16 protein-coding genes are annotated in these 15,681 nt (G+C 73.1%); 11 read left to right on the forward strand and 5 right to left on the reverse strand.

The window, feature by feature from the left end; genetic code table 11:
* Nucleotides 1–6 precede the first annotated feature (6 nt).
* Both ACFPP6_RS16500 and nudC read left to right on the forward strand, forming a co-directional pair.
* Entirely contained in the window at nt 7–1,434 is a 1,428-nt protein-coding gene (locus ACFPP6_RS16500) for a dipeptidase (protein WP_382042332.1), read from the forward strand.
* 56 nt (nt 1,435–1,490) lie between these two features.
* A complete protein-coding gene (nudC, locus tag ACFPP6_RS16505; RefSeq protein ID WP_382042335.1) occupies nt 1,491–2,432 on the forward strand; it encodes an NAD(+) diphosphatase in 942 nt (313 codons plus the stop codon).
* A gap of 105 nt (nt 2,433–2,537) precedes the next feature.
* Here nudC and ACFPP6_RS16510 read toward each other — a convergent pair whose 3' ends face one another.
* Nucleotides 2,538–2,795, reverse strand: coding sequence for a mycoredoxin (locus ACFPP6_RS16510; RefSeq protein ID WP_058046142.1), 258 nt, complete (start codon nt 2,793–2,795; stop codon nt 2,538–2,540).
* A 191-nt stretch (nt 2,796–2,986) separates the two neighbouring features.
* Between ACFPP6_RS16510 and ACFPP6_RS16515 the strand changes: the two genes are divergently transcribed.
* The 5 genes from ACFPP6_RS16515 to ACFPP6_RS16535 all read left to right on the forward strand — a co-directional run bounded on the left by ACFPP6_RS16515 (nt 2,987) and on the right by ACFPP6_RS16535 (nt 6,820).
* Complete coding sequence (locus ACFPP6_RS16515; RefSeq protein WP_382042339.1) at nt 2,987–5,191, forward strand: ATP-dependent DNA helicase UvrD2; 2,205 nt, start codon at nt 2,987–2,989, stop codon at nt 5,189–5,191.
* A gap of 160 nt (nt 5,192–5,351) precedes the next feature.
* Complete coding sequence (locus ACFPP6_RS16520; RefSeq protein WP_382042342.1) at nt 5,352–5,675, forward strand: hypothetical protein; 324 nt, start codon at nt 5,352–5,354, stop codon at nt 5,673–5,675.
* 131 nt (nt 5,676–5,806) lie between these two features.
* Nucleotides 5,807–6,169 carry a WhiB family transcriptional regulator gene (locus ACFPP6_RS16525; RefSeq protein ID WP_030366211.1) on the forward strand — a complete coding sequence of 121 codons (363 nt, stop codon included), beginning with the start codon at nt 5,807–5,809 and terminating at the stop codon, nt 6,167–6,169.
* On the forward strand, nt 6,166–6,492 hold the full coding sequence (locus ACFPP6_RS16530) for a hypothetical protein (protein WP_058046145.1): 327 nt from the start codon (nt 6,166–6,168) through the stop codon (nt 6,490–6,492). Before ACFPP6_RS16525 ends, ACFPP6_RS16530 begins: the two co-directional genes overlap by 4 nt.
* A gap of 112 nt (nt 6,493–6,604) precedes the next feature.
* Nucleotides 6,605–6,820 (forward strand): hypothetical protein, encoded by a 216-nt coding sequence (locus tag ACFPP6_RS16535; RefSeq protein ID WP_058046146.1) that lies wholly within the window; start codon nt 6,605–6,607, stop codon nt 6,818–6,820.
* Between the two features lie 18 nt (nt 6,821–6,838).
* On the opposite strand, the gene ACFPP6_RS16540 is transcribed toward ACFPP6_RS16535, so the two are convergent.
* Both ACFPP6_RS16540 and ACFPP6_RS16545 read right to left on the reverse strand, forming a co-directional pair.
* Nucleotides 6,839–8,221: an ABC1 kinase family protein gene (locus ACFPP6_RS16540; protein ID WP_382042346.1), complete on the reverse strand. Its 1,383-nt coding sequence runs from the start codon at nt 8,219–8,221 to the stop codon at nt 6,839–6,841.
* A gap of 42 nt (nt 8,222–8,263) precedes the next feature.
* The gene (locus ACFPP6_RS16545; protein WP_382042610.1) at nt 8,264–9,388 is read right to left on the reverse strand and encodes a ThiF family adenylyltransferase; all 1,125 of its coding nucleotides are present in this window, start codon (nt 9,386–9,388) and stop codon (nt 8,264–8,266) included.
* A 276-nt stretch (nt 9,389–9,664) separates the two neighbouring features.
* Between ACFPP6_RS16545 and ACFPP6_RS16550 the strand changes: the two genes are divergently transcribed.
* The 4 genes from ACFPP6_RS16550 to ACFPP6_RS16565 all read left to right on the forward strand — a co-directional run bounded on the left by ACFPP6_RS16550 (nt 9,665) and on the right by ACFPP6_RS16565 (nt 13,635).
* Nucleotides 9,665–10,258, forward strand: a complete 594-nt coding sequence (locus ACFPP6_RS16550; protein ID WP_382042349.1) for a M48 metallopeptidase family protein — start codon at nt 9,665–9,667, stop codon at nt 10,256–10,258.
* A gap of 140 nt (nt 10,259–10,398) precedes the next feature.
* Nucleotides 10,399–12,159 (forward strand): TerD family protein, encoded by a 1,761-nt coding sequence (locus ACFPP6_RS16555; RefSeq protein WP_382042352.1) that lies wholly within the window; start codon nt 10,399–10,401, stop codon nt 12,157–12,159.
* 16 nt (nt 12,160–12,175) lie between these two features.
* Nucleotides 12,176–12,859, forward strand: a complete 684-nt coding sequence (locus ACFPP6_RS16560) for an AIM24 family protein (RefSeq protein ID WP_382042355.1) — start codon at nt 12,176–12,178, stop codon at nt 12,857–12,859.
* A gap of 17 nt (nt 12,860–12,876) precedes the next feature.
* Entirely contained in the window at nt 12,877–13,635 is a 759-nt protein-coding gene (locus ACFPP6_RS16565; protein WP_382042358.1) for an AIM24 family protein, read from the forward strand.
* Between the two features lie 101 nt (nt 13,636–13,736).
* Here ACFPP6_RS16565 and ACFPP6_RS16570 read toward each other — a convergent pair whose 3' ends face one another.
* Both ACFPP6_RS16570 and ACFPP6_RS16575 read right to left on the reverse strand, forming a co-directional pair.
* Nucleotides 13,737–14,258 (reverse strand): NUDIX hydrolase, encoded by a 522-nt coding sequence (locus ACFPP6_RS16570; protein WP_382042361.1) that lies wholly within the window; start codon nt 14,256–14,258, stop codon nt 13,737–13,739.
* Nucleotides 14,255–15,658: a zinc-dependent metalloprotease gene (locus tag ACFPP6_RS16575; RefSeq protein WP_382042364.1), complete on the reverse strand. Its 1,404-nt coding sequence runs from the start codon at nt 15,656–15,658 to the stop codon at nt 14,255–14,257. Before ACFPP6_RS16575 ends, ACFPP6_RS16570 begins: the two co-directional genes overlap by 4 nt.
* Nucleotides 15,659–15,681 lie beyond the last annotated feature (23 nt).

Consider the following 15,681-nt stretch of genomic DNA (forward strand, 5'->3'; position numbering starts at 1 on the left):
GACGGCATGAGCGAGACTCCGGACAGCGCCGTCCGCGCGTTTATCGAAGGCCACCGCGCCGCGTTCCTCGACGATCTCGTCGAGTGGCTCCGCATCCCCTCCGTGTCGGCCGACCCCGGCCGCTCCGGGGACGTGCGCCGCAGCGCCGAGTGGCTGGCCGCGAAGCTCACGGAGACCGGCTTCCCGACCGCGGAGGTCTGGGAGACCGACGGCGCCCCGGCGGTGTTCGCCGAATGGCCCTCGGGCGACGAGGGGGCCCCGACCGTCCTGGTCTACGGCCACCACGACGTCCAGCCCGCCGCCCGCGAGGACGGCTGGCACACCGAGCCCTTCGAGCCCGTCGTCAAGGACGGCCGGCTCTACGCCCGCGGCGCCGCCGACGACAAGGGCCAGGTCTTCTTCCACACCCTCGGCGTCCGCGCCCACCTGGCCGTCACGGGCCGCACGGCGCCCGCGGTCAACCTCAAGCTGCTCATCGAGGGCGAGGAGGAGTCCGGCTCGGAGCACTTCGCCGACCTCGTCCGGGCCCGAGCCGACCGCCTCGCGTGCGACGCGGTCATCGTCTCCGACACCGGCATGTGGTCCGAGGACACCCCGACCGTCTGCACCGGCATGCGCGGCCTCGCCGACTGCCAGATCGACCTCTACGGCCCGGACCAGGACATCCACTCCGGCTCCTTCGGCGGCGCGGTGCCCAACCCCGCCATGGCGGCCGCCCGGCTCGCCGCCGGCCTGCACGACGAGAACCTCCGCGTGGCGATCCCCGGCTTCTACGACGGCGTCGTGGAGCTCACCGACCGCGAGCGCGAGCTCTTCGCCGAGCTGCCCTTCGACGAGAAGCGGTGGCTGCGCACCGCCCATTCGCACGCACCCCTGGGCGAGGCGGGCTACAGCACCCTGGAGCGCATCTGGGCCCGCCCCACCGCCGAGGTCAACGGCATGGGCGGCGGCTACCAGGGCCCCGGCGGGAAGACCATCGTCCCGTCCACCGCCCAGCTCAAGCTGTCCTTCCGGCTCGTGGCGGGCCAGGACACCGACCGCGTCCAGCAGGCCGTGCGCCGGTGGGTGGCCGCCACCCTCCCGGACGGCATCCGCCACGAGATCACCTTCTGGGGCGCGACCCGCCCGTGCCTGACCCCGCTGGACCACCCGTACCTCCGGTCGGTCGTGCGGGCCATGGAGCGCGCCTTCGGGCAGAAGGTCCGCTTCACCCGCGAGGGCGGCTCCGGCCCCGCCGCGGACCTGCAGGACGTGCTCGGCGTCCCGGTGCTCTTCCTCGGCATCTCGGTGCCCTCGGACGGCTGGCACGCGCCGAACGAGAAGGTCGAGCTGGACCTCCTGATGAAGGGCGTCGAGACCTCCGCCCACCTGTGGTCCGACCTCGCGGCCGCGGGCGCGTCCGGGACGGAGCCCGGGGGAGGGCTCGTCGGCTAGTCCGCGCACCACAGACGACCATTCGCAGGGATTCGTAGGGGGAGTTGGAAGCAGCAGTGACCACCTGGACCGATCTCTCGGCCGCCCGGCCGATCACCCTCACCGCCGAGAGCGGCATCGACCGTGCCGCCCACCACCGCCTGGACGAGGCGTGGCTCGCCGCGGCCTGGAGCCACCCCTCCACGAGAGTCTTCGTGGTCTCCGGCGGCCAGGTGCTGATCGACGACACCCCCGACGGCCGCACCGAGCTCGTGATGACGCCCGCCTTCGAGGCGCCCGTCACCGAGACGCACCGTTACTTCCTCGGCGAGGACGCGGACGGCATCGCCTACTTCGCGCTGCAGAAGGACGCCCTGCCGGGCCGGATGGACCAGTCCGCGCGCCCCGCCGGGCTGCGCGAGGCCGGCCTGCTGCTCTCGCCGCGCGACGCCGGCCTGATGGTGCACGCGGTGGCCCTGGAGAACTGGCAGCGGCTGCACCGCTTCTGCTCGCGCTGCGGCGAGCGCACGGTCGTCGCGGCCGCGGGCCACATCCGCCGCTGCCCGGCCTGCGGCGCCGAGCACTACCCGCGCACCGACCCGGCCGTGATCATGCTGGTCACCGACGGGGACGACCGCGCGCTGCTCGGCCGCCAGATGCACTGGCCCGAGGGCCGCTTCTCCACGCTCGCGGGCTTCGTCGAGCCGGGGGAGTCGCTGGAGCAGGCGGTGCGGCGGGAGGTCGCCGAGGAGGCGGGCGTCGTCGTCGGGGACGTGGAGTACGTCGCGAGCCAGCCCTGGCCGTTCCCGTCCAGCCTGATGCTGGGCTTCATGGCGCGGGCCACGTCCTGCGACATCCAGGTGGACGGCGAGGAGATCCACGAGGCGCGCTGGTTCTCGCGCAAGGAGCTGGGGGCCGCCTTCGCCTCGGGGGAGGTCCTGCCCCCGACCGGCATCTCCATCGCGGCCCGGCTGCTGGAGCTCTGGTACGGCGAGCCGCTGCCGCAGAGCCAGTCCTGAGGAAGCCGTGCGGAAGCCGTGAGGAACGCGTCACACCCGCGTTCCTCACGGAGACGGCGAAGGCCCCGGTCCGCGGACCGGGGCCGTTCTGTCTCCGCGCCCGCGTCAGGACGCCAGGGCCTGCTTGACCTGGGCCAGGGACGGGTTGGTCATGGTGACCGGCGCGGCGCCGCTGAGCGGGTTCACCAGGACCGTCGGGACCGTCTGGTTGCCGTCGTTCGCCTTTTCCACGAAGGCCGCCGACTCGGCGTCGTGCTCGATGTTGATCTCGTTGTAGGCGATTCCCTCGCGGTCCAGCTGGCTCTTCAGCCGGCGGCAGTAGCCGCACCAGGTGGTGCTGTACATCGTCACGGTGCCCGACATTCGACCTCGTGCCCCTTCTCTCGTGGTGGTGTTCCGGTCCGTTCCCGGTCGTGCCGTGGGTACCGATCCGGGTGTTGTTCCGGTGGTAGAACGTGCACCTGTCCACAGCCATTCCCGTATTCGTACGACTGCCGCGGCACCCCTGTGGACGGCATTCCCGGTAGCCCCCGCGGACCTGGCAGCATGGCGGGGTGACAGCAGCAACGCACTCCACCCTCTTCCCGCCGGTCCCGGACTCCCCGGACGCGGTGCTCGACGGGCTCGACCCCGAGCAGCGCGAGGTGGCGACGGCCCTCGGCGGCCCGGTGTGCGTGCTGGCCGGCGCCGGCACGGGCAAGACCCGCGCGATCACCCACCGCATCGCCTACGGCGTCCGGTCCGGAGTGCTCCAGCCCTCCAGCGTGCTCGCCGTCACGTTCACCAACCGCGCCGCGGGCGAGATGCGCGGCCGGCTCCGCCAGCTCGGCGCCGGCGGCGTCCAGGCGCGCACGTTCCACTCGGCCGCCCTGCGTCAGCTGCAGTACTTCTGGCCCAAGGCCGTGGGCGGGGAGCTGCCGCGCCTGGCCGAGCGGAAGGTCCAGATCGTCGCCGAGGCCGCGGCCCGCTGCCGTATCCGCCTCGACCGCACCGAGCTGCGCGACGTCACCGGCGAGATCGAATGGGCCAAGGTCACCCAGACCGTCCCCGAGGACTATCCGGCCGCCGCCGCCAGGGCGCGCCGCGACATGCCCCGCGATCCCGCCGAGACCTCCCGCGTCTACGCCGCCTACGAGGAGCTCAAGCGCGACCGCGGCGTGATCGACTTCGAGGACGTCCTGCTGCTGACCGTCGGCGTCCTGCAGGACCGGCACGACATCGCCGAGACCGTCCGCCGCCAGTACCAGCACTTCGTCGTCGACGAGTACCAGGACGTCAGCCCCCTCCAGCAGCGCCTCCTGGAGCTGTGGCTGGGCGACCGGGACAGCCTGTGCGTCGTCGGCGACGCCAGCCAGACCATCTACTCCTTCACCGGCGCCACCCCCGACCACCTGCTGAACTTCCGCACCCGTCACCCGCACGCCACCGTCGTCAAGCTCGTCCGGGACTACCGCTCCACCCCCCAGGTCGTCCACCTGGCCAACGGCCTGCTGTCCCAGGCCCGCGGCCGGGCCGCCGAGCACCGCCTGGAGCTCGTCTCCCAGCGCGAGGCCGGCCCCGAGCCCGTCTACGGCGAGTACGCCGACGAGCCCGCGGAGGCCGAGGGCACTGCCCGCCGCGTCCGGGACCTCATCGACTCCGGCGTGCCCGCGAGCGAGATCGCGATCCTCTACCGCATCAACGCCCAGTCCGAGGTCTACGAGCAGGCCCTCGCCGACGCCGGGGTGCCCTACCAGCTGCGCGGCGCCGAGCGGTTCTTCGAGCGGCCCGAGGTGCGTGAGGCCGGGCTGCTGCTGCGCGGCGCCGCCCGCGCCGGCGGGGGCGACACCCAGCTCGCCGGCGCCGATGACATCCCGTCCCAGGTGCGGGCCGTCCTGGGCACCCGCGGCTGGACGGCCGAGCCGCCCGCCGGCTCGGGGGCGGTGCGGGACCGCTGGGAGTCCCTCGCGGCCCTCGTGCGCCTCGCCGAGGACTTCGTCCGGGCCAGACCGGACGCCACCCTCGCCGATCTCGTGGCCGAGCTCGACGAGCGGGCGAGCGCCCAGCACGCCCCCACCGTCGAGGGTGTGACTCTCGCCTCACTTCACGCCGCCAAGGGCCTCGAGTGGGACGCGGTGTTCCTCGTCGGCCTCGCCGAGGGCATGATGCCGATCACATACGCCAAGACGGACGAACAGATCGAGGAGGAGCGCCGCCTCCTCTACGTCGGCGTCACGCGGGCCCGCCGCCACCTCTCCCTGTCCTGGGCGCTCTCCCGCACGCCGGGCGGCCGCCCCTCCCGGCGCCCCACCCGCTTCCTGAACGGCCTGCGGCCCGGCTCCGCGGCCGTCCGGCCCGGCCCCGGCTCACCCGGCGGCACGGCGGGCGTCGAGCGGGGTCCCGCCCGCCGCAGGCAGCGGGGCTCCGCCCGCTGCCGCGTCTGCGGCCGCACCCTGACGGACGCGGGCGAGATCAAGCTCATGCGCTGCGAGGACTGCCCCTGCGAGCTCGACGAGGCGCTCTACGAGCGGCTGCGCGACTGGCGCGCCGGGGAGGCCGGCCGGCTCGGCCAGCCCGCCTTCTGCATCTTCACCGACAAGACACTGCTCGCCATCGCGGAGGCCGTTCCGGGAACCGAAGCGGAGCTCGCGCGCATCTCAGGGGTGGGAGGACGCAAGCTCGACTCGTTCGGTGCCGATGTCCTCGCGCTGTGTGCAGGCACCTACCTGACGTCGGAAGACGCGTCCCAGGACGCGTCCGAAGAATCTCGCGAAAAATAGTTTGCGCACGCGGACGGCATACCCATAGCCTTCCGAGCACGGAGACAACGGCTCTTCCGGGAGCCGGCGGATCCGTGCTGTACTGAACCGGCTGCACCGAACTTAAAAGCCCGGACCTGTTCCCACAGGTCCCCGAAGACGCCGAGAGGAGGCGAGACCAATGATCAGCTTCAAGACCAGCAACAAAATGACCGATCGCCCGGTCATCGCCGCCCGTCCGCTCGGCTTCTCCTTCGACTCGCTCCGGGGCACCGGTCTGTCCGGCGCCGGTTTCGGTCTGATCAACGGCTCCGCCCTGATCAGCGAATCCTCCCCGATCAATGAGCGACCGACCGAGGCGTCCGCGGTAAAGGCAGCAGCATCGGCACAGGCCCAGGCCTATGCCCTTGCGGCGACGACCAACGGCGCCGGATCCGTCAGCACGCAGCAGCACCACACGATGTGGGCCTTCCGTGGGCTCGAACCCTGGAGAGATCCAGCCTGATCGGCATGATCAGGTCGGCACCTTCCAGGGCCGCGGAACCCACACCGGGATCCGCGGCCCTTTTGTTTGCCCCCTCACCGAGGGGAACCAGCCCGGCCACCAGCCGGAAGACAGACGAGGAAAAAAACACCGTGCAACTCAAGGCACACACCCCGTCAGTAGCGACCGACCTGATCCCCCCGCCCGTCCCCACGGAGGACACCTTGACCCCCCTCACCGCCCTGACCGACCTCGACGACGCGATCGAGAACCTGGGCACCCCCGTCCCCTGCCGCAGCTACGACCCGGAGGTCTTCTTCGCCGAGTCGCCCGCGGACGTGGAGTACGCCAAGTCGCTCTGCCGGACCTGCCCGCTGCGTGAGGCCTGCCTCGCCGGCGCGATGGACCGCCGCGAGCCGTGGGGCGTCTGGGGAGGCGAGCTCTTCGTCCAGGGCGTCGTGGTGGCCCGCAAGCGGCCCCGTGGCCGTCCGCGCAAGAACCCGGTCGCCGCATGAACGTCTTCGGCACCATCGACCGCCCCACCACGCACGACCCCAAGAAGCAGGATCCGACGATGCACCGCCCCTCCGCCGAGCCCTTCGGCCCCGAAGTCCCCACCCGTGACGCCTTCAGCGCGATCGCCTCGCGCCAGAACAGGAACCTCGAAATGCAACTCATCCCAGAAGCCCTGGCCCGTGCCCATATGCACGAGCGACTGAGGGAGGCCGAGTCCGAACGCAGGGCCACTCGGCTGGCCGCCGCCCGGCGCATGCAGCGCCGCGCCGAGCGCGCCTCGATGCGCGCCCGCCGGGCCCTGGCCATGGCGGTCATGCACTGACCCGCCCACCCTCGTCACCACCCCCGCGGGGCCGGATCCGAACGGACCGGCCCCGCGGGGCGTTCGGGTGCGTTGTGCCCTCCCGGCCCCTTCGCGGGGATATCGTCTGGGAGTGGACCAGAAGACGCATGAATCAGGGCAGTTGGACCCTGAGGCCACCGAGCCCGCCGAGACCATCACCTGCGCTCGCTGTGGCACCCCCGCCGACGGTGCGCCGCCGACCTGGACCTGCTCCTTCGAGAACGGCAGCCGCCGCTACTTCTGCGACGACTGCGCCCGGGCCAACATCAGATCGATCGAGGGCCGCCTCGACTCCTCCTGGTGGTGAGGCCGGGGCCCGGCCCCGTCACGCAGGCGTCTCCCGGCTCTCCTCCTCCGCCGCGCCGCCGTCCGCCGCCGCGAAGCCGGGCACCCACGCCTCCATCTCCTCGCGCAGCCGCACGGTCGCGCCCAGCTGGCACAGCACCCCGATGGTGCTCATCGTCACGCGGTGTATCAGCAGATACGCCGGCGGGAGGTTGAGCTGGCGGGCCAGCTGGTACGCGGGGGAGCGGGGGTCGGCGATCCGCGTCGCCTGGGCGCGCATCCAGCCCCGGGTGAAGGTGAACTCCGCCGCCTGCGCCGGCTCGATGATCGGCAGCAGGTAGTCGAGCACGGCGCCCGGATCCAGCTCGATCTCCGGCTTGACGAACCCCTCCTCCCGCAGCAGCTCGTGGACCGCCTCGGCCCGGCCGTCCAGCGTCAGCCGCAGCGCGGTGCCGATCTCCGGCGGGAGGCCCTGCGGCAGCCGGTCGACGGTGCCGAAGTCCAGCACGCCCAGCCGCCACTTCTCCGGCGGGCCGTCGGGATCGTCCCCGGTGAGCAGCCGGAAATTGCCCGGATGCGGGTCGGCGTGCAGCAGCCCCGTGCGCGCCGCGCCCGAGAAGAGGAAGCGCGCCAGCAGCTGCCCGGCCCGGTCCCGCTGCTCCTGGGTGCCCTCCGCTATCACCTCGGACAGCGGCACCCCTTCCATCCATTCGGTGACCAGCACCTGGTCGCTCTGGTGCACCACGGCCGGCACCACCACGTCCGGATCGCCCGCGAACTCCTGCGCGTGCGCGCTCTGGGCCCGCGCCTCCAGGACGTAGTCCAGCTCCTCGGAGACCCGGTCGCGCAGCTCGGAGATCAGCGGCTTGATGTCCATGCCGGGCACCAGCGGCCCCAGCAGTCTCGCGAACCGCCCCAGCTGGGTGAGGTCCGACAGCAGCGCCTCGCCCGCCCCCGGGTACTGCACCTTGACCGCGACCTTCCGGCCGTCGTGCCACACCGCCCGGTGCACCTGCCCGATCGAGGCGGCCGCCGCCGGGCGGTCGTCGAACTCCTCGAACAGATCCCGCCAGTCCTCGCCGAGCCGCTCCGCCAGGGCCGCGTGCACCGTCTTCACCGGCATGGGAGGGGCGGCTTCCTGAAGCTTGGTCAGGGCGGCCCGGTAGGGCCCGGCGATCTGCTCGGGAAGCGCCGACTCGAAGACCGACAGCGCCTGACCCAGCTTCATCGCACCCCCCTTGAGCTGCCCGAGCGTCGCGAAGAGCTGCTCTGCGGTGCGCTGCTGCAACTCGGTCGCGATCAGCTCCGCCGGCCGCCCCCCGATGCGCTTGCCGAGCCCCAGGGCCGTGCGCCCCGCGAACCCCAGTGGCAGCGCGGCCAACTTGGCGGTGCGCGTTACCGCCTTGCGGGGTAGATCAGACATTCGCCCCTCCAACTAGCTGAACAGCCACGCCGCGGACGGCGGTTACCTGCTCATTGTCCCGTGCGGTGACCCCATGGCCGCGGCATACCCGGGATCCGGGGAACGCGCCGCGCCGCAGGGGCACCGCGGATGCGGCTCGACGGGCCGCGGGGACCAGGCCGGACCGGGCAGAGCCAGCTCCAGCCGCACCCCCGCGCTCGCCGGGGACCCACCGTCGAGGAAGGCCAGTGCCCGCGCCACGGTCAGCCCCGCCACAACCGTGGCCAGTGCCATGTCGCACGACGGTACCCCCGAGCCGCGGCCGGACCTCCACTGGGCGAGCATCCGGGGCCAGGCGGGGTCACGGCCGGCCCGCCCCAGTTCGATGCAGCCTGCACACGCCGTCCCGCCGGGGAGCACCAACGGCCCCACCAGCCCCGTGGCTTCCAGCACCCCCGCGAACAGGTGCGGGATACCCGCTGCGACGAGCTCCTGCGAGGATCCGGGGTCGGGCGCGTAGGCCGCGAGGCCGTCCCGCGGGGCGAAGACCACCAGCGCCAGCGGCGGCTCCGGCTCACCGCCCCGCCGGGGCCTGCGCCGCACCCCCGGCGCCGCCGCCCGCACGGCCCGCCGCGCCGCAGCCTCCCGCCGCTCCCCGGTCCGCGCGGCGTCCAGCCCGCCGGGCCCCGCGTCCCACGGCTCCACGCAGCCGCCGTCCATCACATCGACGCGGCCCACCCCCGACGCCGACAGGAGCGCCGCGACGGCCGCGCCCACCCGCCCGGCGCCCCGCACCTGCACCCGCATGGCCTGCCGCGCCGCCATCAGCCGCATCGCCTCGCCCGGCCCCGGATGCAGCACGGACAGCGAAGCCAGGTCGGGCCGCAGCCGGTCCAGCGCCGACCCCGTCTCCCGCAGGGCCGCCGCGGCCTCCCCGCCACCGCGCACGTCATCGAGCAGCCCCGCCGCGGAGAGCCGCTCCACCAGGGCGTCCGCCCGCCCTTCGGGCAGCCCCACGGCTCTCGCCTCCTCGCGCAGGAGCGGCATGCCGCGCGTGCCGTCGAGCAGGGTCAGGAAGCTGCCCGTGGCCGTGTCCACCGGACCCACCGTCACGGCGTGGGCCGGGGCCACCCCGAACTGCACGGTGTCGCGATTGCGCCAGCTGCGCCTCAGCGCGGGCTTGAGCATGGGATGCGCGGACGTGCCCGTCACGGAGCTCTCCTCCACGGCCGTCATCCCCACGGCTGTCCTTTGCACGGCGGTCCTCTGCACGGTTCCCCCCTCGGTCGGCATGGCCCTCCCCCTCGATCGGCCTTCAGCATGGACCGTCCGCGCGGTCACCGTGAGAAGTTGTCCACAAGCACGGTGTGATGGTCGTACTAGCTCGGTCCCCGTGGGGTCTTTGCGCCCGACAAGGAGTGATGGGCGGGACTTCACGCGCCGCCAGCCGGTAACGTCGGGGCCGTGCCCGTCGACCCTCTGCACAGTGCCGCACGACCGCGCAGTGCTCCCAGCCCGCTCGCCGGCGGTGGGGAGCCCGGAGCGGTCGAGGTCCGACGGAGCGCGCGCCGTCGCAGGACGGTCTCCGCGTACCGGGAGGGGGACCGCACCGTCGTCCTCATCCCCGCCCGCATGTCGGAGGCCGAGGAGCAGCGCTGGGTGACGGTGATGCTCGACAGGCTCGCCGCGCAGGAGAGCAAGCGGATGCTCGGCGACACCGAGCTCGCCGAGCGCGCCGCGCGCCTGTCCGCGCAGTACCTGGGCGGCCGCGCCCGCCCCGCGACCGTCCGCTGGGTGACCAACCAGAACACCCGCTGGGGCTCGTGCACCCCCGCCGAGGGCAGCATCCGCCTCTCGCACCGGCTGCAGGGGATGCCCGAATACGTCCTCGACTACGTGCTCCTGCACGAGCTGGCGCACCTGCTCGTCCCCGGCCACGGCCCCGGCTTCTGGCGGCTCCTCGAGGCCTACCCGCGTACCGAGCGCGCCCGTGGCTACCTCGAAGGTGTGGTGGCCGCCGACAGGTTGCCGCACCTCCCCGCAGCGCGCGGCGAATGAGCCGGGCCCGGCGCCGGCGGGCCCCCGCGGGGGACACGGCCGGTCCGGAGTCGGATGAATCAGCCCTCAGCCGTTAGCCTGACGCAACGCATTCATCACACGTTTTCATCGCACGTTCGGATGGGGGACGGTCGTTACGCATGGCCAGGGAATTCCAGCGCGGCCACAAGGCCAAGATCAGTGACCTGACGGCGGGGACCGATCTGTACGTGGGAGTGCAGATCGCGGGCCCCGGCCTGACCTTCGACATCAGCTGTTTCGGCCTCGACGCCGCGGAGCGGCTCTCGGACGACCGGTATTTCGTCTTCTTCAACCAGCCCAAGTCGCCCGAGGGCGCCATTCAGCAGCTGGGGGCGCAGGCCGGGGACACGGAATCCTTCCGCGTCACCCTCGACCAGATCCCCGCGCACGTCCAGCGGCTCTCTTTCACCGCGACCCTCGACGGCGCGGGCCAGATGTCGCAGATCGCACCGGGCTATCTCCGCATCGTCGCCGGCGGCCAGGAAGTCGCGCGCTACTCCTTCACCGGGTCCGAATTCAGCACCGAACGCGCGGTGATGCTCGGCGACATCTACCTGAAGGACGTCTGGCGCTTCGCCGCCGTCGGGCAGGGCTTCGACGGCGGACTGGAGGCACTGCTCCAGCACTTCGGCGGCGAGGTCCTCGAAGAGGAGCCCCAGGCACAGGCCCCGGCCGCACCCGCGCCCGCCGCAGCGCCCGCCTTCGCGCCGCCGCAGCAGGCGAGCCCGCCCCCGGCCTTCGCCGCGCCCGGGGCGCAGCCCCCCGCGCCCGTACCGCCCCAGGCCCCCGCTCCGGCCCCGGCGCCCGCCGCCCACCAGGCCCACACGCCGCCGCCCCACCAGGGCTTCCCGCCCCCGCCCGGCAGCACCCCGCCGCCGGCGCCGCCCGCCGGGCAGGTGCACGCCGCGCAGACCCTGGCCGCGCCGATCGCCCCTCCGGGCTTCTTCAACAGCCCGGGGGCCTCCACCGGCGGCCAGTTCACCCCGCCGCCGCCCGGTCCGCCCGGCGTCCCCGGCCAGCCGGGCCCGTACGGCCAGCAGCAGCCCGCCCCGTACGGCCAGCCGCAGCAGCAGCCCTACGGCCAGCCCGGCCAGCAGCCGTACGGTCAGCCGCCCCAGCAGAACGCGCCCTACCCCGGCCAGCCGCACCCCGCGCCCCAGCACGGGCAGCCCTTCCCGGGCCAGCCCGGCCAGCAGGCCTACGGCCAGCCGGCGGCAGCGGCGGGCGTCCAGGCGGCGCTGCAGAAGTACCGGGAGGCCCCCACCGGCCAGCGCTGGACCCAGCAGAACCCCAAGCTCGTCCGCGTCGACCTCGGCGTCGACGGCCAGCCCGTGCTCGCCCGCCAGGGCAGCATGGTGCTGTATCAGGGCAAGGTCGACTTCGGCTACAAGGGCGCCGGCTTCGCCGGCCGCATCGTGGGCAACGCCACCGGCCAGGAGCTGCAGCTGATGCGCTGCTCCGGGCGCGGCCAGGTCTTCCTCGCGGAGAACTCCGCCCACGTGCACCCCATCGAGCTCCAGGGCGACGCCATCTGCGTCTCCGCGGAGTCGGTGCTCGCCTTCGACGAGTCGCTGCAGCACGAGGTCCGCCGGATCGAGGGCCACGGCATCCCCGGCGGAGCCCTGTTCACCATGCAGTTCCAGGGCCACGGCACCGTCGTCGTCAAGACCCACGGCATCCCCGTCGTGCTGCCGGTCACCCCGTCGACCTACGCGGACAGCAACGCCGTCATCGCCTGGTCCGCGGGCGCCCAGGTGATCATCTCCAGCCAGGTGCGCCTGCGCCGCAGCTCCTACCCGGGGCACAGCGGAGAAGCCGTGAACCTCCAATTCCGGGGCGCTCCCGGCAATTTCGTCGTCGTCCAGCCCTACGAGGTCTGAGGGACCAGCGAAGACCATGAACCAGACACCGATCCAGGGCTACGCCCCCGCCCCCGTCACCGCCCGCATGGAGAACCACGGCAGCAGCATGCTGAAGGTCGCCATGCAGACCGGCCAGGACCTCTTCGCCCGCACCGGCTCGATGGTCGCCTACGAGGGCTACGTCCAGTACGACCCGAACCCGCCCGCGGTCCGCCAGATGGCCTCCCAGTGGCTCACCGGCGAGGGCGTGCCCCTCATGCGCTGCCACGGCGACGGCCTGCTCTACCTCGCCGACTACGGGGCCGACGTGGTCTGTCTCCAGCTCAACGGCGACTCCCTCTCCGTCAACGGCACCAACGTCCTGGCCTTCGACGCCCACCTCCAGTGGGGCGTGGAGCGCGTCAAGGGCATGGCGAAGTTCGCGGGGCAGGGCCTGTTCAACGTCGGCATCAGCGGCACCGGCTGGGTCGCCCTGACCTCCCGCGGCACGCCCATCGTCGTGGACTGCGGGCGCGGCGACGACGAGACCTACGTCGACCCCGACGCGCTCGTCGCCTGGTCCAGCAACCTGCGGATGAAGGGCAAGCGCAGCTTCAAGGCCTCCTCGCTGATCGGCCGGGGCAGCGGCGAGGCCTACCAACTGGGCTTCTCCGGAGAGGGCTTCGTGGTCGTACAGCCCAGCGAGGACAGCACCGACCGGCTCCGGGCCCGGGGCTGAGGGGGAACGAGGACACCATGCAGAGCCCGCTTTTCGGCTACACCGAGGCCCAGACGCAGGACCGCTACGCCCTGCAGAACCCGCAGATGCTGCGCGTCTCCCTCACCGGCCACGACGACGTCCTCGCCCGCAAGGGCTCGATGGTCGCCTACCAGGGCCTGATCGAGTTCGACGGCGAGTACCAGACCCGCGGCCAGCAGAACGCCCACGCCCACACGGGCGAGGGCCTGGACCTGATGCGCTGCTCGGGCCAGGGCACGGTCTATTTCGCCAACCTGGCCCAGCACGTCCACGTGGTCGACGTCGACCGCGACGGGCTGACCGTGGACGGCGCCTACGTCCTCGCCCTGGACTCCACGCTGCACTGGGAGGCCATCGCCGTCGACAGCCAGTACGGCATCTCCGGCACCGGCGCCTACCAGCTCAACATCAGCGGACAGGGCAAGGTCGCGCTGATGACCTCCGGCGAGCCCCTGATGCTCCAGGTCACGCCCGACCGGGTCGTCAGCGCCGACGCCGACGCCGTGATCGCCTGGTCGACGTCCCTGCGCGTCCAGATGCAGGCCCAGACGTCGTCGTCGGGCGTGTGGCGGCGGCGCGGCAACACGGGGGAGGGCTGGGAGCTGAGCTTCGCCGGACACGGCTACGCCCTCGTCCAGCCCAGCGAGCTCCTGCCGCCCCAGGGCGCCGAGATCGGCCAGGGCCTCATGGCCCAGTACGGCCTCGGCCAGCAGGGTGCGCACGGCCGCAACCAGGGCAACATCTGGTCCAACTGAACCCGGCCGCTCGCCGGGCGGAGCACGCGTAAGGGGCGGTCGCCATGGGTGACCGCCCCTTACTTCTGCCCTGCGCCGCCGGGCCGGGGCCCATCAGGCTCCTACAAGCGCTCCAGCGTGCGCCGCATCAGCTGCACGACCGAGTCGTCGGCGACCTCGCCCACCTCGGCGTACGGGAACCAGCGCAGGTCCAGGGACTCGTCGCTGATGGCCGCCGTCGCGCCTTCGGGCACCAGGGCCGCGTACTGGACGTCCAGGTGCCAGTTGCAGGGCGAGGGGATCGGGTGCCGGTCGAGCCGCACGGGGCCGCCCGGCAGCAGCGTCAGCCCGGCGATCCCGGACTCCTCCGTGGCCTCCCGCAGGGCCGCCGCCTCGACCGTCGCGTCACCGGGCTCGCAGTGGCCGCCCATCTGCAGCCACATCCGCAGCTTGCGGTGGAGCGTGAGCAGCACCTGCCCGCGCGAGGGGTCGATCACCAGGGCGCTCGCCGTGATGTGACCGGCCTCACAGGGCTTCCACATGCCGTCCGGGTGGGACGCCAGGTGGTCCAGGTAGAGCCCGCGCAGCTCCTCCTGGTCCGCGTACTCCTTCAGTACGCGGACCGCATCCTCGTGCAGGCTCACTTCTTGTCGTCGCCCTCGCCCTTGTCGTCCAGGCCGCCCTTTTCGCCCTTGGCCGCCTCGCCGAGCATCTTGTCGATCTCGGAGAAGTCCAGGTGCTCGCGGTGGACGAAGCCGTCCGGGTCGTCCAGGTCGGCCGCCGTGGGCAGCATGTCCGGGTGCTCCCAGAGGGCGTCACGGCCCTCCGGGCCGCGCGCGTCAGCCAGGGAGGCCCACAGCCGGGAGGCGTCCCGCAGCCGGCGCGGGCGCAGCTCCAGGCCGATCAGCGTGGCGAAGGTCTGCTCGGCCGGGCCGCCGGAGGCACGCCGCCTGCGCAGCGTCTCGCGCAGGGCACCGGCCGACGGCAGGTGCGGGGCGGCGGCCGCGTGCACGACGGCGTCCACCCAGCCCTCGACGAGCGCCAGGGCGGTCTCCAGGCGGGCCAGGGCCGCCTTCTGCTCCGGAGTGTCCTCCGGCTGGAACATGCCCTGCTGGAGGGCGTCCTGCAGCTGCTCGGGGTGGGTGGGGTCGAGCTGGCCGACCACGTCCTCCAGCTTGGAGGTGTCGACCTTGATGCCACGCGCGTAGCCCTCGACGGCGCCGAAGAGGTGCGAGCGCAGCCACGGCACGTGCGCGAAGAGGCGCTGGTGGGCGGCCTCGCGCAGGGCCAGGTAGAGCCGGACCTCGTCCTGCGGGACGCCGAGGCCCTCGCCCAGCGCCGCGATGTTCACCGGGAGCAGCGCGGCCTTGCCCGCCGGGCCCAGCGGCAGGCCGATGTCGGTGGAGCCGACCACCTCGCCCGCCAGCACGCCCACGGCCTGGCCGATCTGCGTGCCGAACATGGCGCCGCCCATGGAGCGCATCATGCCGAGCAGCGGGCCCGCCATGGCCTGCATCTCCTCGGGCAGGACGTCGCCCATGGCCGCGCCCACGCGCTCGGCCACGGGGTCCACGAGCTCCTTCCACACCGGAAGGGTCGCCTCGACCCACTCGGCGCGGCTCCAGGCGACCGCCGTGCCCGAGCCCGACGGCAGCGACGTCGCGCCGTCCAGCCACAGGTCGGCCAGGCGCACGGCGTCCTCGACCGCGCTCCGCTCGCCGGAGGTGACGCTGGCGTCCTTGGTGCCGTCGGCGGTGCCCTGCGCGACGGTCTGGCGGGCGATGTCCTTGGCCATGTCCCAGTTCACCGGGCCGCCCTCGTAGGAGAGCATCTGCCCGAGCTGCTGGAAGGCCGCCCCGAGGTCGCCCGGGTTCATGCCGCCGAACATCGCGGCGAAGGGGTTGTCCCCCGCACCGCCCGGCCCGCCGAACCCGAACGGATTCGCAGGCCCCTGGCCGCCCTGGCCCTCGCCCTTCTTCTTGCCGTCGCCGCCGTTCTCCGGCTCCTCCGGCGGAAGATTGAATCCGAATGGGGTGTCACTCACGGGTTTCCTCGGCTCGTAGGGCC

Origin of the sequence: Streptomyces aureoversilis, assembly GCF_042657885.1 — a bacterium.
Taxonomy (GTDB): Bacteria; Actinomycetota; Actinomycetes; order Streptomycetales; family Streptomycetaceae; genus Streptomyces; species Streptomyces aureoversilis.